We start from the raw sequence: 20,001 nt of genomic DNA, 5'->3' as shown, positions 1-20,001 counted from the left end.
GGTGTCCAGATCAGGCCGAGATCATGGCAAGCTCCGGGTCCTCCCTGAGTTTGGCCAGGGCGCGGGAGACGGCGCTCTTGACCGTGCCGATAGAGACCTCCATGACCTCCGCGGTCTGGGCCTCGCTGAGATCCTCGTAATACCTGAGGACGACCATGGCCCGCTGGCGGGCGGGCAGGCGCATCACCGCGCGCCACATCGCGTCACGCAATCCCTGAAGTTCGGCCGGGTCGGGCACCGGCAGCGGGTCCGGCTCCGGCAGCTCGTCGACGGCGAATTCGTCGACCTTGCGCTTGCGCCACTGGGAGGTGCGGGTGTTGATCAGCGCGCGGCGGACGTAGCCGTCCAGGGCGCGGTGGTCCTCGATGCGGTCCCAGGCCACGAAGGTCTTGGTCAGCGCGGTCTGGAGGAGGTCCTCGGCGTCGTTCGGGTTGGCGGACAGCGACCGCGCAGTGCGCAGCAGGACCGGCCCCCGGGCCCGTACATAGGACGAGAACGTCGGGAACACAGCGGCGGTCGAAGCGCTTGTGCACACTGGCGTGGTCATGTGGACCACGCTAGAAGCGAGGGTGGTGCGGGGGGATCGCCCCAAGGTGCCGAAGCCCCATCCGTCTCAAGTTGTACGGGTAGGGCTTGCCCCACCTCCTCTGGGGGGACGGGCCGTCGTGTTCCCCTGAGTTCCATGAGTCATGAGCCATGAACAATAAACAATGAGCTATGAGCTATGAGCTATGAGCTATGAGCTATGAGCTATGAGCTATGGTCCGCGCCGGCGGTCGGGGCACTCAACCGTCCGCGCCCAGGATCAGCCCCGAGGTCGGGACGCCGGTCCCGGCCGTGACCAGGACACGGGCGGGGCGGCCGGCCTGGTTGACGGAGGTGCCGCGGAGCTGGCGGACGGCCTCGGCGATGCCGTTCATGCCGTGCAGGTAGGCCTCGCCGAGCTGGCCGCCGTGGGTGTTGAGGGGGAGGGTGTCCGCGGCGACGAAGTCCGCGGCCTCGCCCGGGGCGCAGAAGCCGAACTCCTCCAGCTGCATCAGCACGAACGGGGTGAAGTGGTCGTAGAGGATGGCGACATCGATATCGGCGGGGGTGAGGGCGGCGGTGCGCCAGAGCTGGCGGGCGACGACGTTCATTTCCGGGAGGCCGGTCAGGTCGTCGCGGTAGAAGCTGGTCATCTGCTCCTGGGCGCGGCCCGCACCCTGCGCCGCGGCCGTGATCAGCGCCGGTGGGTGGGGCAGCGCGCGGGCCCGCTCGGGCGAGGTCACCACGATCGCCTGGGCACCGTCCGTCTCCTGGCAGCAGTCCAGCAGCCGCAGCGGCTCCACGATCCAGCGCGAGGCGGCATGGTCGGCGAGGGTGATGGGCTTGCCGTAGAAGTACGCGGCCGGGTTGCGGGCGGCGTGGCGGCGGTCGGTGACCGCGACCGGCCCGAAGGCGTCCGGGGTCAGGCCGTAGGTGTGCAGGTAACGCTGGGCGGCCATGGCGACCCAGGAGGCGGGGGTGAGCAGGCCGAAGGGGAGGTTCCAGCCGAGCGCCGCGCCCTCGGCGGTGGGCTCGCGCTGCTGTACGCCGGAGCCGAAGCGGCGGCCGGATCGCTCGTTGAACGCGCGGTAGCAGACGACGACTTCGGCGATGCCGGTGGCGACCGCCAGGGCCGCCTGCTGGATGGTGGCGCAGGCCGCGCCGCCCCCGTAGTGGACACGTGAGAAGAAGGACAGCTCGCCGATGCCGGCCGCCTGCGCGACGGTGATCTCGGGGTTCGTGTCCATGGTGAAGGTCACCAGGCCGTCGACGTCCGCGGGGGTCAGCCCGGCGTCGTCGAGGGCGGCGCGTACGGCCTCGACGGCGAGCGTCAGTTCGCTGCGGCCGGAGTCCTTGGAGAACTCGGTCGCGCCGATGCCGGCGATGGCGGCCCGGCCGCCGAGGGAGTCGGGGCGGTGGACGCTCATGCCGTGCCCTCCGGGAGGCTTACCGCGCCCTCCGGGAGGCTTGCGGTGCCCTCCGGGAGGCCTACCGCGCCCTCCGGGAGGCTTGCGGTGCCCTCCGGGAGGCTTACGGTCACCGTGCCGGTGACGTGGTGGCCGATGCCGTTCGCTCCGACGACCCGCACCACCGCCGTGCCGTCCGCCACCTCGATGACGGTTCCGCTCAACACCATGGTGTCTCCGGGGTAGTTGGGGGCGCCGAGGCGGATGGCGACCTTGCGCAGGGTGCAGCGCGACCCGAAGTGGTCGGTGATGTAGCGGCCGACGAGCCCGTTGGTGGTGAGGATGTTCATGAAGATGTCCGGGGAGCCCTTCTCCTGAGCTGCCGCGGTGTCGTGGTGCACGTCCTGGTAGTCGCGGGAGGCGAGCGCTCCGGCGATGATCAGGGTGCGGGTGACGGGGAGGGTGAGGGGCGGCAGCTCGTCACCGGCCTTCATACGGGCTCCTTTCGGGCCGCCGGGGTGGCTCGGACGGCTGGGACGGCTGGGACGGCTGGGACGGCTGGGACGGCTGGGACGGCTGGGGTGGTGCGGGTGGCGCGGGTGGCGCGTCCGGACCGGCCCTTCCGTCCCGCCATGCGAGCAACTCACCCAATTCGTCCAGGACTTCGGCACCCGACCCCAGGTATCCGGCCAGCTGCCTGCCCCACAGGAAGTGCCGGTGGACGGGGTGGTCCACGTCGGCGCCGATACCGCCGTGCAGATGCTGGCCGGTGTGCACCACGCGGGTGCCCGCCTCGGACGCCCACCAGGCCGCGGTCAGCGCATGCGGACCGGCGTCCAGGCCCGCGTCCCGGCGCCAGGCCGCCTCGTAGGCGGTGACGCGGATCGCCTCGGTGTCCATGTAGGCGTCGGCGGCGCGCAGCTGCACGCCCTGGTTCGTACAGAGCGGGCGGCCGAACTGCTCACGGGTGGTGGTGTGGGACACCGCACGGGCCAGGGAACCGGCGCAGACCCCGGCCTGGAGACCGGCGAAGGCGGTGCGGGCGAGGGCCAGGACATCGGCGTAGGCGCAGGCGTAGGTGCCTGTGCGGGTGTCTGTGTGGGCGTCTGTATGGGCGCCTGTGCGGGTACCTGTATGTGCGTCTGTGCGGGTACCTGTATGGGCGTCTGAAATGTGTCCGCCCAGCGATTCGGCAGGGGCGTCATCCAGGGTGAGCCGGCCCGCCGACCACGGTGCGGTGGTGTCGACCGGGTCCCGCCGTACCCCGGTGTCGTCGGTGCGTACGAGCCACAGCGTGTGCGTCGTCCCGTCCGGCACCAGCACATGGGTGGCCTCGCGCAGCCACGGCACCACCGGGACGGTGCCGGTCAGCCGCCCCCTACCGTTCGCCGTGCCGTCCGCCGTGCCGTCCGCCGCCCCCTCGGCCCGTACGCCGCCCCGCCGCGCCGGGAAGGCCCCGGTGGCGACCGCTTCGCCGTCCCGCAGCGCCGGCAGCAGCCGCGCCCGCTGTTCCTGGTCCCCGTACGCACCGATCGCCAGCACGCCGTACACGCAGGTCGCGGCGAACGGTACCTGCGCCGTCGTACGCCCCTGTTCCTCCAGCATCAGTACGAGTCCGAGCAGCCCGGTCTCCTCCACGGCGCCGGGCAGTCCGGCCGCGCACAGCGCCTTCCACAGTGCGGCGTCCGTGCCGCTGCCGCAGGCGCCGAGGCGGTCCGGTGTGGCCAGGTCGCCGAATATCCGCGCCGCCAGCTCACGGGCCGCCGCCTGTTCCGGGGTGGGCGTGAAGTCCATCTCACCCCTCACCGCCCTCTGCCGCACGGAAGACCGGCAGCTCCAACTCCTCGTCCGTACGCAGGAATTCAAGCCGTACCGGCATCCCGATCCGCACCTTGTCGTAGGGCACGCCGACGACATTGCTGACGATCCGCACCCCCTCCGCCAGCGCGATCAGCCCGACCGCGTAGGGGCCGACGGCGTCGGAGCCGGGCGCGTCCGGGGAAGGGCCCGGGGGCTCCGGCGTCTCCCCGCCGGGCTCGGGCAGCGTGAACGCGGGGAAGGGCGGATGGTGCATCACAACATAGGAGAAGACCGTGCCCTCACCGCTCGCCTCGACGGTGTCCCACTCCGGCGACCCGCAAGCATTGCACCCCGGCAGCCAGGGAAAACGCAGCGCCCGGCATCCGGTGCAGCGCTGGATCAGCAGCCGGTGCCCGCGGACGCCCTCCCAGAAGCCGGCGTTGTCGCGGTTGATGACGGGGCGGGGCCGCCGGACTTCGCGCCGCCGGACTTCGGGCTGCTGAGGTGCGTCGAGCATCTTGGACTGCTGGGGCGTCTCGGACTGCCGGGAAGGGGTCGGCGGTTCGGCCGGGGGCTTGGGCGTCCGCACCGGCGGGGCGTATTTGAGGATCCGGAAGCGGTGCGTGCCGGCCGGTTCGCCGTCCGCGCGGACGTCCATCCGGGTCGTGATGAAGTGCCCCGTCCCCAGCTTCGTCGTCTTGAGCTCCGAGACCGACTCGATCACCGCGTCGAAGGTGATCCGCTCGCCGGACCGCAGCGGCCGCAGATACTCCTGCTCGCAGTCGGTGGCGACCACGGAGGTGTAGCCGGCGCCGTCCAGCAGTCCGGACAGTTCGTCGTACGCCCCCGAGCGGTCGGTGTGGCCGGAGAGGCCGCCCATCGTCCAGGCCTGGAGCATGGTCGGCGGAGCGACGGCGTCCGGCCCTTGGTAGGCGGGGTTGGTGTCGCCCACGGCCTCGCACCAGTGCCTGATCATCGGCCCGTTGACCAGGTCCTTTCCCACGCCGGCGGTCGCGGCCGGCCGGCCCTCGAAGGCCTTGAGCCGCTCGTGGGTGAGCAGCTCGTGGGTCGGCCCCTCGTGGGTAGGCCCCTCGTGCTCGTGGGTGAGCCGCTCCGCGCTCATCGCCGCCCCCTTCGCATCCCCAGCCGCATCGTCGCGACGATCTCCCGCTGGACCTCGCTCACTCCGCCCCCGAAGGTGTTGATCTGCGCCGCACGGTTCATCCGCTCCAGCTCGCCGTCCCCGAAGGCGCCCGGCGAACCGGCCCGCACCAGGGCGGCGTCGCCCACCACCTCCTGGCACATCCGGTAGACCTCGACGGTGCTCTCCGTGCCGGCGAACTTCACCCCGCCGGCGTCGCCGGGCGTCAGCGTCCCGGCGCCCACATCGCCGACCAGCCGCCAGTTCAGCAGCCGGGTGGCGGCCAGCCGGGCGTGCGCCTCGGCGAGCCGGGACCGCACCCAAGGGCGGTCGGCGGGCCGCTCGCCGGTCTCCGGTTCCGGCGTACGGGCATGGGCCAGCGCCGCGTCGAAGGCGTCCTCGGCCTGCATCCCGATCGCGGCCAGCGCCACACGTTCATGGTTGAGCTGATTGGTGATCAGCTGCCACCCGGCGTTCTCCTCGCCGACGAGATTCCCGGCCGGGACGCGTACGCCGTCGTAGTACGTGGCGGTGGTCGTCAGCCCGCCGACCGTCTCGATCGGCGTCCAGGAGAAGCCGGGTGCGCCGGTGGGCACGAGGATGATCGAGATGCCCTTGTGCTTGGGCGCGTCGGGATCGGTCCGGCAGGCGAGCCAGATCCAGTCGGCCTGCTGGGCATTGCTGGTGAAGCTCTTGACGCCGTTGATCAGCCAGTGGGTGTCGCGGGCGTCGGGCTCGCCGGGGGAGGAGGCGGAGCCGGGACCGGAGGCGGGACCGGGACCGGAGCCGGGACCGGAGGCGGGGCCCGGGACACGGCCGGGGCCCGAGCCGGGACCCTGGCCCGAGCCGGCGCCGCGCCCCTCGACGCCCCCCGCTTGTCGCACCGCGCGGGTGCGGAGCGCGGCGAGGTCGGTGCCGGCCTCGGGTTCCGTATAGCCGATCGCGAAGACCAGCTCGCCACTGAGAATCCGTGGCAGGAAGGAGTCCTTCTGCCGCTGGGTGCCGTACTTCATCAGGGTCGGGCCAACGGTGTTGAGGGTGACCATCGAGACCGGGGCGCCCGCGCGGTACGCCTCGTCGAAGAACACGAACTGCTCGTCGGGACCGCGCCCCTGCCCTCCGTACGCGGTCGGCCAGCCCAGGCCCAGCATGCTGTCGGCACCGATCCGGCGTAGCACCGCACGCTGCGCCGCGGGGTCCTGGACCGGCCCGTCCGGCAGCAACTCGCGGAAGTACGCCCGCAGTTCGGTGCGCAACTGCTCCTGTCGCGCGGTGGGGGCGAGGTGCACGTCGGCGGCTCCCCTTCTGATGGCCGTACGCCCGGTGCACAGAACGGTTGCGGGCATACGAACGAGCGAGCGGGTTTCTGACTGTCCGTCAGAAACCCGCTCGCTGTCAAGGTCGGCGCAGTGAACTCCGGAGAAGCCCCATTCTCTCCGTACCGGCCCTGACGTATCACCCCTCGGTCAGCCGCCGCTTCCCCTTGCGGCGGGCCGGGTCACCAGAGCTTGGTGAAGTTGACGGTGGCGTTGCTCTGGTCGATGCGCGTGGGGCCGGAGCCGTTCACGCTCGCGGTGTTGTTCTGATTGGAGGCGCCGGCGCCGTTGGCGACCTGCTGACCGGTGGTCGAGTTGCCGAGGTTGCTGCCGCCGACTCCGGTCCCCGTCTGGCTCGTGGCCGCCGAGCTCGACCCGTTGTTCGCAAGGCCGCCGTTATCGGCCTGCGCCACGCCGGTGAAGAGTGCAGCCGCAAGGGGCGGTGCGGCCGCAAGGGCGATGACGCGGGCGGCACGGGTGCTTGCCATGTCTGATTCCTCCTACGGAACACGACTTCTGGATCGCTGGAACTCCGCTTGCTCACCGGGCAGTTGGCCAACAACCACGGTGCCTGCTTCGACGTCGCGCACTCAGGCTTGCCCACGAATCCCCGGCGAACCCGCCGCCACGGAGCGATTCCCCCGCAAGCATGAGGAACCCCCGGTAAACCCCGTCGCCGCACGGCATGCCCGCCTGCACCCTCCTCAACGGCCCGGCAAGCCGCCTCAACCCGCCCGCAGCAAGGCCCGTGCACCCCACACGCCCGACCATCACAACCGGCGCACGCGGCCGCGACCGATGCGCCCCCTTCCCTTTCTCGAACATTCATACGAAAATAAAGCCATGGCACCGCACCGACGCCATAACGGAACACCGACGGACGACCGGTCCGAGCCGCGGCCCGAGCCGCGGCCCGACCGGCCCGCGGATGCGCATACCGCCGCCCTGACTCACGCCCTCCTTGCCGCCGCCCACGGCTACCCCGTCATCCCGCTGACCCGCAGCAAGCTTCCGGCCATCCGGTCCCCCCACCGCGGGCACCCCGAGGTCCCGCCCTGCCGCGGGGAATGCGGCCGGCTCGGACACGGCGTCCACGACGCGAGCACCGACCCGCTCACCATCCGCCGGATGTTCGCCACCGCCCCGTGGGCCACCGGCTACGGCCTCGCCTGCGGACTGCCCCCGCACCACCTCATCGGCATCGACCTCGACACCAAGAACGGCGCCGACGGCCTGACCGCCCTCCGGTTCCTCGCCGAACAACACGGCTTCCCGATACCGCCGACGGTCACGGTCCGCACCCCCAGCGGCGGCCGCCACCTCTGGCTCACCGGCCCGCCGTCCCCACCCGTCCCGAATTCGGCCGGCCGGCTCGCCCCCGGTATCGACATCCGCGGCGCCGGCGGCTATCTCGTCGGCCCCGGCTCGCTCACCGCCCGCGGGCACTACGCCCTCGCACCGGACACACCGCACCGTCCCGCCCCCGTGCCGGGCGCCCTGCTCGCCCTCCTCACGGCCCCGCCCGCGTCCGGCCGGCGCGAGCCCCCGGCCGGAGTCCCACCCCAGCCCGCCGCGGCGCTCGTACGGTTCGTCCGCGCCTCCCCGCCCGGCCAACGCAACGCCCGCCTCTTCTGGGCCGCCTGCCGCGCCGACGCGTCCGGCCTCGGCCAGGAACTCGCCACCAGACTGGCGGAGGCGGCCTGCCTCACCGGCCTGTCCGCGCAGGAGGCCCGCGCAACGATCGCCTCAGCGGCCCGACATCGGTAGGAGCCACCGGCCACGGCAGCCGGTAACCGGCAGTCGGTAACCGGTAGTCAGCCGCCGGTAGTCGGTAACCGGGCACGGAACATCAGCTCCGACGCGCCTCGATCAAGAACCGGGTCGTATGCGCCACGAACGCCCCCTCCCTGCGGATCAACTCATCCAACTCCCGCAAACGATCCCGGTATTGGACAACCGTGAATCCCGGAACCATCCACACCACCTTCCGCAGGAAGTAGACGACCGCCCCGATGTCGAAGAACTCGGTCCGCAGCGACTCCCTCCGCAGATCGACCACCTCTAGGCCCGCCGCCTCCGCCGCCCGCCGCGCGTCCTCGGGATGACGGCCCCGCCGTACGTGCTCCGGCTGCGGCCCCAGGAAGTACTCGACCAGCTCGAACACACTGGCCGGTCCCACCTGCTGAGAGAAGTACGTGCCCGAGGGCCGCAGTACGCGGGCGATCTCCTCCCACCACACGGTCACCGGATGACGACTCGTGACCAGGTCGAACGCCGCATCACCGAACGGCAGCGGCGGCTCATCCGCGTCGGCCACCACGACCGCGCCGCGCGGATGCAGCAGCGCGGTGGCCTTGGCGACATTCGGCGGCCAGGACTCCGTCGCCACCATCACCGGCGGCAGCTTCGCCGCCCCGGCGAGCACCTCACCGCCGCCCGTCTGGAGGTCCAACGCCGCCGAGGCCCGCGCCAACCGCTCGCTCATCGCCCGTTGATAGCCCCACGAGGGCCGCTCCTCCGTGGCCCGCCCCGCCAGCCACGAGAAGTCCCACCCCTCGACCGATACGGCATCGGCCTCAGCCACCAGCTCCTCAAAAGATCTCGTCATACCTCCACCCTCAACGGAGACGGACCTCACAGCCAACGATTTACTCCCGCCCCCGCCCCCGCCCTCGCCCCCGCTCCCCGGCCACTCCCCTTCCCCCCTATTCCCTTTCTCCCCTACTCCCCCACCAGGAATTCGAGTTCCGGACGGTCCCACATCACCGCCGGCGGCCTCGCCGGCACCGTGCCAATCGGCCGAGCGCCCACACTGCGGTAAAAACCCTCGGCAGGCGGATGCGAAACCACCCGCACCCTCTCGATTCCCGCACTCCGCGCCTCGCCCCGCATGTGCTCGACCAGCTGACGCCCGATGCCGTACCCCTGCGCCTGGTCCGCCACGAACATCAGATCCAGCTCAGCCGACTCCACCACGAGCGAATAAAACCCCCACACCCGCTCACCGGAACTCCCCGCCCCATCCCCGGGATTCTCCCCCACGGCTACAAAAACCCGATGCGCCGCAAGGTAATCCGGCCCCACCCGATACCCCTCGACCATCGCGGCATACCGCCCCTCATACGCCCGAGACCTCCGCACCAGCCGCGTAAGCCGCCCGGCGTCCCGTCCCTCAGCCCGCCGAATCACCAAAACTCCGCGCCGTCCCCCACCCGCTACCCCCGCCCTCCGCACACCCACGGTGACCACCACCCACTTTCCGCAGCACACCTAAAACGCAATCCACATTTCCCCCATCAGCCTACCGCGCCCACCAAAGAGCAATTATCGAGCCCAGGGAAAATATCCCATCACCCAGCATCCGCTTTCACACGGCAGAAACTTTCACCAAAACCCGGAAAAGCTAGAAACCAATTCGCCACGCACGCACCATAAGCATCCTTACAGGGTTTTCCCCTCTCCCGCTTTCCTCAGGAATGGGGAAAACAGCGGCCCCTGCAATTCAGACGAGACCCACCCGATCAGCATGCGCCAAGCCAGTCGGCTGATCACGGGCAGCGATGAACGGTCAGTCACCGCCGAAGAAACTGACCGCCTGGCAGCTGACCGTTCCGGTCCCTGTGGGGCGGGGCGCCTGCAGTTGCGGCCTGTGACCTGTCGGGACCCCTGGTTCCGGCACACAGCCGCGCGCCTCCCCACCAGGCGGACGCGCCTGGTTCTTCGGGTTCTCCTCGGCGTCCTTCCCCTGCTCACAGCCGTGTTAGCCGGATGTTAGCGGTACAGCAGGCTTGCGATAGCGGCCCCGGCCAGAGTGGTGGACGTACCGAGGAGAGAACAGCACCGACTGCCCGGGGGGACCCGAAATGAGCTCCAGCACCACTGTCCGCACCGCCCGTCGCCGCACCCTGCGCATTGCCGTCGCGGCCCTGACCGCAGCCGCCGGCCTCAGCCTGACCGCCTGCTCCGGCTCGGACGCCACCGCCGCCAAGCCCGCGGGCCAGACGGGCACGGGCGTGACCGCCGAGGCCGGCAGCACGGGCTCCTCCGCCGGAGCACAGGGCTCCGATGTCCAGGCGAGCCCCGATTCCCAGGCGGGCGCCGGTGCCCAGACGAGTGCCGGTGCCAAGGCCGACACCAAGGTGGACGCTGCGGACAAGCAGTCGGGCAGCGCGCAGTCCGCTGCCGGTGGCCGGGCGAGCTCGGGAGCCCAGCGCTGCCACACCTCCGGCCTGAAGGCGTCGTTCGCCACGGGCGGCGATGCGGCCCCGGACCCGAACGCGAGTGGGGACACGACCACCAGCATCGTGCTGACCAACAAGGGCAGCCGCGCCTGCGTGATCGGCGGCTTCCCGGGCGTGGACCTCAAGTCCGAGAACGGCGGTGAGCCCTGGTCGCTGGCCCGCTCGTCGAAGAAGTTCAGCTCGATCACCCTGCAGCCCGGGGACAGCACCGACTTCACGATCAACGTCGCCATGACCAAGGAAGAGACGGGCTTCTACCAGCCCGCCTATGCAGAGGTCACCCCGCCCAACGAGACCACCTCGCTGACCGTGCAGTGGCCCTGGGGCACGCTCGTCGACCAGCGGGGCGCCACGCACCCGGCCACCTTCGTCAACCCCATCGGCTGACCACCCCGGCGCTGCCCTGGACATGAGCCGAGAACAATTCTGAGCGGGACCAGCGTCGGTGGCCTGCGGCACCCGTCCGACACTGCGCCAAGACAGTCCGCTGCCCCGAGTGACACACCGGGGCAGCGGACTTTCGCTGCGCACAACGTCCAGCAGGGGTTACGCCTCGATCTCGCTCATCAGCATGCGCAGGGTGAGAGAGTGCTTCTCAGGCGGGAGCTTGTCGAGCGCCGCACGGGCGTAGGCAGTCCCGCCTGCCTTGTCGCCAGCCCGAGCAAGCATGAGGCCACGGTGCATCTCCAGATGCGTGGCGAAGCGCGGCAAGGAGGCCGGCAACTCCGCACGGGCCTGGCCCTGGGCCTCTACGGCACCCTTCTCATCTCCCAGCCGGGCGAGCAGCAAGGAGCGGAAGACGTTCATGCGCCACCAGGGCACGGCGTAGTCCGAGGTCTGTTCCTCCGAGGCGGCTTTGTCGAACACCCGCCGCCCCACGGAGTCGAGCTTCATCGCCGCTTCCCTGTCGCCGCGCAGCGCGGCAGCATGCGCCTTGCCCATGATGGCGTTGAGGAGGCCCAGGGACGGCTTGTTGCCGATCGCCATCGCCTGCTCGGCCAGAACGTCAGCGACGCCCAAGGATGCGCCCTCGTAGCCCAGGGCGATCGCGGCTCGGCCGCGGACCCAGACGCGGGTATCGCGGTCACCTGATTCGTCGGCAGCTTGGGCGGCCATCCGGTACCACGAGACGGCCTTCGCTCCGTCGGAGCCGGGGAACGTCTTGGCGTACAGGGTCATGAGCCGGGAGGCCACGGACCACAGATGCGGGGTGTCCAATTGCTGTTGGACCACGACCAATTCACCTGAGACACGACGTTGGATGTCGGCGGCACCCAGACTCATGTACTCGGTGCCATAGGTGGCCAGCTTCGCCTCCCACGCATCCGCGGAGGGACCTCCGTTCAGCCGGGCCGCGAAGCCGGAGGCGAGGAGGTCAGATGCGACCACAGGCGCTATGGCGGCTCCTGCGGCGTCGGTGAGGAACGTACGTCGTTTCACTTCGTCCTCTTCCAGAGCAGCTGAAGGGGCGTCGAGCACAGCGGACAGCGCCCTGAGGTAGAAGGCGCCGGGCCTGTGCTTGGAACACTCCCAGTTGCTGACGTACTCCCGGGAAAGAGTGGTCCCGAAGCGCTCGTTGACCATGGCGGCCAACTGGCCCTGGGAGAGGCCCCGAGCCAGACGAAGGTCCCTGATCAGCACCCCGATGCACATAGCCGCATCTTCCCTCCCGGTCGCCCTCCACGCCATCAGAAAGCCTCTGTGGCAGGCAACTTCACACTGGACATCACACTAGGCAGCGGCTATGGGCCTCGGGAGTCTGTAAGCGACTCGCTACGGAGGGAAACGAGGATCGCATGAACTCGCCGACCGACGAACAGCCCGAATACCCGAGCCAGGACCCGGCGCTTCAGAAGCGCACCATCGCCAGGGACATTGTGCGAGAACGCGTCGGCAAGGTGATGGACTACTTGCACGGCCTCTACTACCTCCGCCCCCTCGAAGGCGGCAAGGAGTGGTCCGCCGAGCACCACGAGCTGACTCCGATCCCTCTCAGCGAAGCACTGCGCGGCACCGTCGCCGATGTGAACCAGCGCCACCGGCCGACACCGTAAGCCCCCAGTACCCGAACCGTCCCATGCCGGTCGGCCCCACTTCGAAGCGGGCCGCACCACCGGCGACAACCCGATTGGAGAGGTATGCCCAGCAGCATCGAGTACGAAGTGAAGGTTCTGGAAGTCGACCCCGTGGAGATCGCGCAGCGGATCAAAAGCGCCGGCGGAACCTTCCACGGTGACCGCTTGATGCGCCGCTACGTCTACGACACGATCCCGGCGCAGAAAGGACGGTGGGTACGCCTGCGCGACACCGGGGCCGCCATCACTCTGTGCGTGAAGGAAATCTCCTCCGACCGGATCGACGGTACGCGGGAGACGGAGACCACGGTCGGCTCCTTCGAGGAGACCCACGCCTTGCTCGGACTCATGGGCCTTCGCCACCGCGGCTATCAGGAGAACTGCCGCAGTTCCTGGCTGCTGAACGGAGTGCGGCTGGAGATCGACCAGTGGCCGAGGATTCCGGCCTACCTGGAGATCGAAGGAGACGACGACCAGCAGGTCTGGAACGCTGCCGAACTCCTTGGCATCGAGCGGGACCAGCTCACCGGCAAGAACACGGATGCCGTCTACGCCGAGTACGGCATCGACCTGGACTCCATCACCGATCTTCGCTTCGAGTAGATCCGCCGTCGCAGTCGCCGGCCGGCGCACGAAAGCTCCGGTCGGCGTGGACAAGGAGGTCCACATGCACGACACGAGGAATCTGCCGGTGGAAGTCAGGCCGGATCGCACGTTACGGGTGAAGATCATCGACGCCTGCGGACTCGCCTGCTCGTTCGGCCACAACGAAGGCACCCCCGTAGCCACCGACAACCGCGACCGTGAGCCGGCCCAGTTCACCGGGACCCCCGGGGCTTCCGGTCGAGTCTCGATCTACCTCAAGACCAACGGCGCCGACTTCCTCCCGGCGCGCATCACCGCAGACTCCGACTTCGCCCTGGCGCTGGCAGCCGTACGCGGAAGCCTGCCGACCAACGAGGTCCACTTCACCGGCGGCGAACCGACACTTCACCCCGACCTTCCCGGCCTGATCACCATCGCACGACGACTCGGACTCACCGTCGGCCTCACATCCAACGGCGAGAACGGTGCAGCCGTGATGCCGGACTGCGCAGCCGCAGGACTCGACAGGGTGAACCTCTCGGTGTTCGGAACCACCCCGGAGGAGCTGGCGGCCGTCCAGGCACCACGCCTCGCGACCCCCAAGTTGGCGGCACGGAAGTTGGCCGCGCTGGACGAGACGATTGAGGCCGCCACTACGCACGGGATCAAGGTCTCGGCAAACATCGTGATTCCCAACCGGGGCCACGTGGAGCGTGTGCTGCGCATCATTCAGCGACACGGCCGCACGGTCGTTGTGCGCATGCTCGTATCTCTCGAAGACGACGGCGCTTCGCTGGAAGCCATGCAGGAAGTCGTCGATCACCTCGGAGGCATTCCCGACAGGCACATCGTCACAGCCGGCGCATCGGACCAACGAGTGCGCTACCGGCTCCCCGACGGGCGCACCTTGTACGCCAAGAGCATCCGCCCCGTCCGCCTGCCGTCCACCTGCGCCACCTGTCAGTTCAACAATCCCGACGACTGCCAGGAGGGCTACTACGGCATCCGCATGTACCGGGCCCAGAACGGCCCCTTCATGATCGGCGTGTGCATCCAGCGCATGGACTTGTGCCAGCCCCTCGGTCAGTTCGTGATGAGCCAGACCTGCCGAGAGGTGGCAGCCTTCCGCGAGGACGAGACCGCGAGGCTTATGCGGCTTCACAACGTTCCGGCGGCTGCAAAGTGACCATGTAGCCAACAAGGCTCCGACGCGCACCCTCGAGTGCCAGATCCGTGCCAGACGTGGTGGTAAGAGCCGGTCCCGAGCGGTCACCCACGGGCACACAACCACCAGGACATGCAACGGACCCTGACCGGGATTTCCCTGGTCAGGGACCATCTACCTGCGGAGGCTGTGGGATTTGAACCCACGGTGACGTTGCCGCCACGACAGTTTTCAAGACAAGGCCCGTGGATGCCGCGTCATGGCCCCTGACCTGCTTCGCGAGGCGCGAACGGTGGGTTTTGGCGCTGGCTCGTCCACGCCTCGTCCACAGGACCCGAAGACGATGGGCTACCCACCCACGCCCGCGACCGCTCGGGCGTGGTCCTTCCCCCAGACTGGAGGCAGCATGTCCCTTGCCTATTACGCTGGTATGCACCACCTCAGAACGGAGAGTGCTCCACGGATGGGACCGAAGACGACGAAGGTCTACGAGACGATTCGTGATCGGCTCGCTGCTGGCGAGTACGCTCCCGGCGCCAAATTCCCCTCAGAACGGACACTCGTAGAGGAACTCGGCATTGGCCGCACCGCACTGCGGCAAGTGCTGGCCCGGCTCGTGGCCGAAGGCGCCCTGGAGGTACGAGGCCGGAGTTCGTACCGGGTTCCCGGGGCCGTGAGCGTCAAGGCGCCCGAAGGGTTGGAACCCTGGCGCATCCACGGCGAGCGGGACCTCTACGACAGCCAATGGGTCAAACTCCAGCTCTGGGACGTGGAGCCACCGGGGGTAGAGCGCTTCGAGCATCACGTGGTGAAGCTTCACCACGTCGCCGTCACTGCAGTTCTGGACGACCAGGACCGCGTCCTGATGATGTGGCGATACCGCTTCGTCCCGCAGCAGTGGGGGTGGGAACTTCCTGGCGGCATCGTTGACGAGGGCGAGGACCCCTCAGAGACGGCACTGCGGGAAGTCGTGGAAGAGACCGGGTGGCGGCCTACGTCAGTGGAACACGTGGTCACCTATCAGCCCATGGTCGGCATGGTCGATTCGCCTCACGAGATCTTCGTGGCGGACGGGGCTGAACAAGTCGGTGCACCAACGGACCTCGAAGAAGCAGGGCATATCGAGTGGGTGCCGTTGGCCGACATTCCAGGGCTCATGGCACGCGGTGAGCTTATGGGGTCTGGCACTCTCGTCGGGTTGCTGCACATCCTGGCGAACCGCGGCAAGCAGGGGGTCACAGCCGCGCGCTGAGAAGGTCAACACGGCGCCGCTGACGTACGGAACCGGTGCGGCTCGCCAAGAGCCGCGCCTGCCTGAGGTGGGTGTTTGCGTCGTCGTACTCGGCGCGCGCGAGATGAGCTTGCGCGAGATCGGTGTGGAGTCCGGCCTGAGCACGGACAAACGTCGGGTCCGCCATCTCCAGGGCCCCGTACAGGCTGGTTACCGCGTCGCCGTCGCCCAGCAGGCCAAGGACGTTGCCGCGCCACCGGGCGAAGTGCCCGCCATTCAGGAAGATGCTCAGCATGTCAGGGTCTCGATCCTCGGGGCCCGGCGGGATGCTCGCCGCTGCCGCATCGAGCGCCCGCCGGCAGTCATCAGGCATTCCCGTGTGGGCGCACAACTCCGCTTCAGTCGCGTATAGCCATGCCCGCAGGCGGGGCGATCCGGCTTTGCCGAGGACACGCTGAGCATCGCGGACCAGGTCAAGGCCGAGAGACGGTCGGCCAGCCTCGCAGAGTACGTATGCCTGTTCGCCCATCGCGTGGGCGAGGTACATCGGGGCTTCGGCGTCGCGCGCGGCTCGCTTCGCAAGCTCGTAATGCCGCCAAGCCCGTTCGACTGCCCCTGAATCGATCGCTTGCCATGCAGCAAGGGTCGATGCTCCCGCGAGTGCGAGCGCCACCGGTCGGCGTGCGCTAGGGAGCACCGCGAAGTTCAGTGCATCTTCAAGCGCAGTGAGGTGCCCAGTCATCTGGTCCACGAGACCGGCCGCGCCCATCTGACGGTCCATGGTGCGCAGCAGTTCGGTCTGGTCGTTGAACGCCTTCACCATGGATTCACTGACGCTGCTGGCTGAGTCGATCCTGCTCAGGAGTTCGTCGTACCCATCGGCCACCGGTGGCGCCGCGGTGAGTTGCGCCCCCCTCAACTCCGCATCCGTGACGCCGAGAAGCTGACGCAGGATCGCCGCATAACGGTCCGAGATGGTGCGCTTACCGTTCTCCCACTCAGACACGTAGACCCGCAAACTCGCGATCGAGGCGACATCGGTGACGTGCCGTCGGGCGTACTGCCCAATCTCGCGAACCAGTCGTTCCTGAGACCAGCCACGCGCCGTTCGCGCACTCCGAAGTCCTGAAATCACAGGCCACCGCCCGGCGATAGGTCCACTCACTGACCTTCTCAGCATGCCTCACAACGCCGCAGGTCAACAGGGGTTAACAGTCCCCGAGTTAAGCCCTGTTGGCTACCGACACCCCTGCCCTGACGGGTCTTCTAGAGATGCACCGAGACGGACAACCGCCGCTCGAATGGGCGAAGGACCTTGACTCTGGTGCGCACCAGATGCCAACCTACTGGTGCGCACCAGATGATGGAGTCGCCTCCGATTCACGGTGCACAAAGGGTCGGGCCTCCTGTGCCGCTCCTTCGGTGAGGCGCCCGGACACCCCGGTGACAGGGGGTGGAAGGAAGCGCTCGTTGCTTGAGAACTCAACAGTGTGCGGGTTTCTGAGCCGTCTCCCCCGTAAGTGACGGCCGCGCGGGTGCAAGACCGCGCATGCACGACCTCAGACACGTCGCAGCCATAGCGCTGCGGCCGGTTGCCTCCTCCGCCCGTCCGGCTTCGCGCCGTACGGGCGGGGTTGAGGGGAGCCGGGACCGACTCCAACGGCAAGCGGCCCCCGGGGTGCCACCCGGGAGCCGCGTTCGGGCCGTTTCTCTCTGGAAGGAACCACGACCCATGAACCACATCGTCACTGTTCAGGACGCTGTTACCGCGTTCGAGCCGTGGATGGAACCCACGGATGCAGAGCTGGACGCGATCGAGCAGGAGATGCCCGTGATCCTGGCGGGCGTCGACCTGGTCGACGCTCAGATCGTCGCCCTTGACCACACCCCGAACCAGGTGGACAACCAGCGCATCCGCCGGGCCCGCCGCCGGGTGCTGGCCGCCCGCCGGGACCTCGCCAACCGTGCGGCCGGCGCGACACTGCCCGGGGGTGCCGCGTGAGTGCCACCGACCGGGACCTGACCGCCGCGCACGCTGAGGTGAAGGCGGAGATTGCACGGACGGACACCAAGACGGCGTTGTTGCTGGCGTTCGTCGGCGCGGTGCTCGCCGGTGCCTGGACGGTCGCCCGCGACGTGTCACTGACCGTGCCCGCCATCGTTGCGGGCGGTCTCGGCCTGGCGCTGCTGGTCGGTGCAGCCGGTCTGCTGCTGCGGTCGGTCCGCCCGAACCTGGGCGGCCGTCACGGCTTCCCCCTATGGGCAACCCTCGCCGCCGACGAGATCGGCGCCGCTGTCGCCCGTGATCTGGCCGCCGACATCGCCGGACTGTCCCGGCTGGCGGTCGCGAAGTTCACGTGCCTGCGCCGCGCGGTCGACCTCACCCTGACCGGCGGCGCCCTGCTCATCCTCGCCGCCCTGATCACGGCGGGGGGCGCGCTGTGACGCTGGACAACCTCATGGTCCCCCTGCGGGCGCTGCGGCTGCTGGCCGTCGACTTCCCGCACCTCCCCGCCCCCGACGTGGACGTGTCCCCCCTCTACCCGGAGCGGCTGCGACTGTCCTTCCACGACACCACGAGCGAGAGCCTGGCCGCGTTCGAGCAGTGGCGCACCGCGCTGCGCATCGCCCCGGAGGCGGTCAACTCCCGCACCCAGAACGACGGCTGCACCCGCGTGCTCGTGGCTGATGGGCTGTTCGCCGGCGCGGTCGTCGTGCTGACCGCGTACGCCGACGTTCCGGCCACCGACCGTGCCCCGGCGGGGCAGGCAGGAGGTGCCCTGTGACCCTCTACTCGATCGTTTACGGCCCCTGCCCCGGCAGGAACGCGGACTTCCTGACGCTGCTCGACCGGGCGTTGGCGGCCAACGTGGTCATGGCCCGTGCCTGCCTGCTGGCCGGTGACCGCGTGAATGAGGCGCTCCACCACCGCGAGATCAACAAACTGCTCGACCTGCGCGAGCAGGAAGGTGGTGTCCTGTGAAGGCGAAGACCGTGCTGCCGGCCGTCGCGATGACGGCCGTGTCCATGGTGCTGACCCTGGCCGTGGTCGTGATGTGGCTGGGCACCGCCGTGCCGTGGCCGGTGGCCGTGGTCGTCGGTCTCGGCATCGACGGCGGATGGCTGGCCACCCTCGCCTACGAACGCCGTCTCGCCGCGCAGGGCGACCACAACCGGGCCGTGACCGCCGTCGGCTGGTCCTTCGGAATCCTCGCCGCCGGCGTCCTGGTCGCGCACGCTCTGACCGCCGACCACTCCGCCGGCGCCTGGCTCGCCGTCGCCTGGCTGCCCATCGCCGCCAAGGCCCTGTGGCTGGTCCACAGCCTGTGGGAGCGGACCGCACTCACCCCGCGCGCGCTGGACGCGATCCGAGGCGTTCAGCAGGAGGCACGCGACGAGGCGGCCGTGGCTCGCGCTCGCCTGCGGGCGGAAGCGGCCACCGAGGAGACGCGGCTGACGGCCGTGACGGCCGCCGGGGCACGCGTCGCCCACGTCCAGGCCAAGACCGCCAAGACGCTCTCCAAGGCGTGGTCGACGCTGGAGGAGACGCGGGATGGAGCGGAGACCGGGCGGGCGCTGACCAGCGTGACGACCCCCGTCACGCCCGGTGTCACACCCCGCTGGGACCTGCCCGTCTGGGGCCCCACAGAGCCCGTACCCGCGCTCACCGGCGAAGCGCTCGCTGCCACGTTCGGCGGGACCGCCCTCGATCCCACTCCAGCCGCAAATGCGGAGGAATCTGCCGAGACCGAGAGGAAACGGTCTACGGCTGACCTGCCTGAATCGACCCCGGACCCGGTGGTGACGCTGACCCGGCTGACTCTGCCCGATCCGGTCGCGGTCGACCTGGGTAAGTCGACGCCGCTCAAGCCCCTCCCGCCGATCGGCCCTGCTCCGGTCGCCTCGATCAAGCGGCGTGAGGTGGCGGCCGAGTCGACCCGACCGCGCCGCGCCACCGGACGCGTCCCGGATGCGGCGAAGCCGAGTCGACCGAAGCGCACGCCGGAACAGTTGCTCGCCGAAGCGCGGGCGGCGACAGCCGATTGGCCGGACACGAAGGTGACCGCCGAGGGCATCCGCCGAGCGGTCCACACGTCGCCGGCGAACGCCCGAATGTTGCGGGACACGATCCTCGCCGAACGCGCCACATCGGCTGAGGCTGCGTGATGGCGGCGCTGCCGGTCTACCGGTGGCGCCTGGCCCCGGACGGCTACGCCACCCGCCGCCAACTCCGGGCGCGCGGCTTGCGGCCGGGTGGTCAGTGCGTGGCCGCTGAGCTCGAACGGCCACGCCGCCGCCGGGGGCCGTTGGTGGCCTCCCTCTACCGCCTCGACCTGGCCAAGCCCGTCCGGCCGATGACGCCGGGCCGGTGGGCTGCCTTGGCCAAGGCGAACGCTGCCCGCCGCATCTGCCCGCAGTGCCGTGCGGATGCGGGATACGTCATCCCCGCCTCGCTCGGTACGTGCGTGACCTGCGCTTACCCCGACCCTGCCGACTCTCCGAGGAGCGTCTGACC

Annotated in this window: 22 protein-coding genes and 1 pseudogene; 12 read left to right on the top strand and 11 right to left on the bottom strand. The window is 69.6% G+C overall.

The genetic code is table 11. The annotated features are described in order from the left end of the window. Positions 1-10 precede the first annotated feature (10 nt). From ACWGJY_RS02915 to ACWGJY_RS02885, 7 genes and pseudogenes are all read right to left on the bottom strand, one after another. Positions 11-547 carry a SigE family RNA polymerase sigma factor gene (locus ACWGJY_RS02915; protein ID WP_453259014.1) on the bottom strand — a complete coding sequence of 179 codons (537 nt, stop codon included), beginning with the start codon at positions 545-547 and terminating at the stop codon, positions 11-13. A gap of 238 nt (positions 548-785) precedes the next feature. Beyond that, positions 786-1,952, bottom strand: a complete 1,167-nt coding sequence (locus ACWGJY_RS02910) for a lipid-transfer protein (RefSeq protein WP_453259013.1) — start codon at positions 1,950-1,952, stop codon at positions 786-788. Positions 1,953-2,032: 80 nt separating this feature from the next. After that, a pseudogene (locus ACWGJY_RS02905) lies at positions 2,033-2,425 on the bottom strand (MaoC family dehydratase); the annotation flags it as partial. After that, positions 2,412-3,725 carry an acyl-CoA dehydrogenase family protein gene (locus ACWGJY_RS02900; protein WP_453259012.1) on the bottom strand — a complete coding sequence of 438 codons (1,314 nt, stop codon included), beginning with the start codon at positions 3,723-3,725 and terminating at the stop codon, positions 2,412-2,414. The gene ACWGJY_RS02900 and the pseudogene ACWGJY_RS02905, both read right to left, overlap by 14 nt. 1 nt (position 3,726) lies before the next feature. Beyond that, positions 3,727-4,854 (bottom strand): bifunctional MaoC family dehydratase N-terminal/OB-fold nucleic acid binding domain-containing protein, encoded by a 1,128-nt coding sequence (locus ACWGJY_RS02895; protein WP_453259011.1) that lies wholly within the window; start codon positions 4,852-4,854, stop codon positions 3,727-3,729. Beyond that, positions 4,851-6,161: an acyl-CoA dehydrogenase family protein gene (locus tag ACWGJY_RS02890; RefSeq protein ID WP_453259051.1), complete on the bottom strand. Its 1,311-nt coding sequence runs from the start codon at positions 6,159-6,161 to the stop codon at positions 4,851-4,853. The genes ACWGJY_RS02895 and ACWGJY_RS02890 overlap by 4 nt, the downstream gene beginning before the upstream one ends. Positions 6,162-6,370: 209 nt before the next feature. Continuing rightward, on the bottom strand, positions 6,371-6,676 hold the full coding sequence (locus ACWGJY_RS02885; protein ID WP_453259010.1) for a hypothetical protein: 306 nt from the start codon (positions 6,674-6,676) through the stop codon (positions 6,371-6,373). 355 nt (positions 6,677-7,031) lie between these two features. Between ACWGJY_RS02885 and ACWGJY_RS02880 the strand changes: the two genes are divergently transcribed. Further along, positions 7,032-7,955 carry a bifunctional DNA primase/polymerase gene (locus tag ACWGJY_RS02880; RefSeq protein ID WP_453259009.1) on the top strand — a complete coding sequence of 308 codons (924 nt, stop codon included), beginning with the start codon at positions 7,032-7,034 and terminating at the stop codon, positions 7,953-7,955. An 82-nt stretch (positions 7,956-8,037) separates the two neighbouring features. Here the strand turns inward: ACWGJY_RS02880 and ACWGJY_RS02875 are convergent, their stop codons facing one another. Further along, entirely contained in the window at positions 8,038-8,796 is a 759-nt protein-coding gene (locus ACWGJY_RS02875; RefSeq protein WP_453259008.1) for a class I SAM-dependent methyltransferase, read from the bottom strand. A 113-nt stretch (positions 8,797-8,909) separates the two neighbouring features. Further along, entirely contained in the window at positions 8,910-9,380 is a 471-nt protein-coding gene (locus ACWGJY_RS02870; RefSeq protein WP_453259007.1) for a GNAT family N-acetyltransferase, read from the bottom strand. A gap of 671 nt (positions 9,381-10,051) precedes the next feature. Here ACWGJY_RS02870 and ACWGJY_RS02865 point away from each other — a divergent pair. Continuing rightward, a complete protein-coding gene (locus tag ACWGJY_RS02865; protein ID WP_453259006.1) occupies positions 10,052-10,816 on the top strand; it encodes a DUF4232 domain-containing protein in 765 nt (254 codons plus the stop codon). Between the two features lie 159 nt (positions 10,817-10,975). Here the strand turns inward: ACWGJY_RS02865 and ACWGJY_RS02860 are convergent, their stop codons facing one another. Then, entirely contained in the window at positions 10,976-12,082 is a 1,107-nt protein-coding gene (locus ACWGJY_RS02860; RefSeq protein WP_453259005.1) for a helix-turn-helix domain-containing protein, read from the bottom strand. Positions 12,083-12,225: 143 nt separating this feature from the next. Between ACWGJY_RS02860 and ACWGJY_RS02855 the strand changes: the two genes are divergently transcribed. From ACWGJY_RS02855 to ACWGJY_RS02840, 4 genes are all read left to right on the top strand, one after another. After that, entirely contained in the window at positions 12,226-12,483 is a 258-nt protein-coding gene (locus ACWGJY_RS02855; RefSeq protein ID WP_453259004.1) for a hypothetical protein, read from the top strand. A gap of 84 nt (positions 12,484-12,567) precedes the next feature. Further along, a complete protein-coding gene (locus tag ACWGJY_RS02850; protein ID WP_453259003.1) occupies positions 12,568-13,107 on the top strand; it encodes a class IV adenylate cyclase in 540 nt (179 codons plus the stop codon). 64 nt (positions 13,108-13,171) lie between these two features. Continuing rightward, positions 13,172-14,275, top strand: coding sequence for a radical SAM protein (locus ACWGJY_RS02845; protein WP_453259002.1), 1,104 nt, complete (start codon positions 13,172-13,174; stop codon positions 14,273-14,275). Between the two features lie 442 nt (positions 14,276-14,717). Beyond that, on the top strand, positions 14,718-15,506 hold the full coding sequence (locus tag ACWGJY_RS02840) for an NUDIX domain-containing protein (RefSeq protein ID WP_453259050.1): 789 nt from the start codon (positions 14,718-14,720) through the stop codon (positions 15,504-15,506). Here ACWGJY_RS02840 and ACWGJY_RS02835 read toward each other — a convergent pair. Then, positions 15,490-16,620, bottom strand: coding sequence for an XRE family transcriptional regulator (locus ACWGJY_RS02835; RefSeq protein ID WP_453259001.1), 1,131 nt, complete (start codon positions 16,618-16,620; stop codon positions 15,490-15,492). The two genes, ACWGJY_RS02840 and ACWGJY_RS02835, sit on opposite strands and share 17 nt — an antisense overlap. 597 nt (positions 16,621-17,217) lie before the next feature. On the opposite strand from ACWGJY_RS02835, the gene ACWGJY_RS02830 reads away from it, so the two are divergent. Genes ACWGJY_RS02830 through ACWGJY_RS02805 form a run of 6 tightly spaced genes read left to right on the top strand, consistent with a single transcriptional unit; the run spans position 17,218 to position 19,999 of the window. Next, on the top strand, positions 17,218-17,487 hold the full coding sequence (locus ACWGJY_RS02830; protein ID WP_453259000.1) for a DUF6284 family protein: 270 nt from the start codon (positions 17,218-17,220) through the stop codon (positions 17,485-17,487). After that, entirely contained in the window at positions 17,484-17,930 is a 447-nt protein-coding gene (locus ACWGJY_RS02825) for a Pycsar system effector family protein (RefSeq protein ID WP_453258999.1), read from the top strand. The genes ACWGJY_RS02830 and ACWGJY_RS02825 overlap by 4 nt, the downstream gene beginning before the upstream one ends. After that, positions 17,927-18,271 carry a hypothetical protein gene (locus tag ACWGJY_RS02820; RefSeq protein WP_453258998.1) on the top strand — a complete coding sequence of 115 codons (345 nt, stop codon included), beginning with the start codon at positions 17,927-17,929 and terminating at the stop codon, positions 18,269-18,271. Before ACWGJY_RS02825 ends, ACWGJY_RS02820 begins: the two co-directional genes overlap by 4 nt. Beyond that, positions 18,268-18,468, top strand: coding sequence for a hypothetical protein (locus ACWGJY_RS02815; protein ID WP_453258997.1), 201 nt, complete (start codon positions 18,268-18,270; stop codon positions 18,466-18,468). Before ACWGJY_RS02820 ends, ACWGJY_RS02815 begins: the two co-directional genes overlap by 4 nt. After that, positions 18,465-19,652, top strand: a complete 1,188-nt coding sequence (locus ACWGJY_RS02810) for a hypothetical protein (RefSeq protein WP_453258996.1) — start codon at positions 18,465-18,467, stop codon at positions 19,650-19,652. The genes ACWGJY_RS02815 and ACWGJY_RS02810 overlap by 4 nt, the downstream gene beginning before the upstream one ends. After that, the gene (locus ACWGJY_RS02805) at positions 19,652-19,999 is read left to right on the top strand and encodes an RRQRL motif-containing zinc-binding protein (RefSeq protein WP_453258995.1); all 348 of its coding nucleotides are present in this window, start codon (positions 19,652-19,654) and stop codon (positions 19,997-19,999) included. The genes ACWGJY_RS02810 and ACWGJY_RS02805 overlap by 1 nt, the downstream gene beginning before the upstream one ends. Positions 20,000-20,001: the final 2 nt, after the last annotated feature.

The sequence above is a fragment of the Streptomyces sp. NPDC054765 genome, from assembly GCF_053612065.1.
This window is presented reverse-complemented; position numbering and strand designations above follow the sequence as displayed.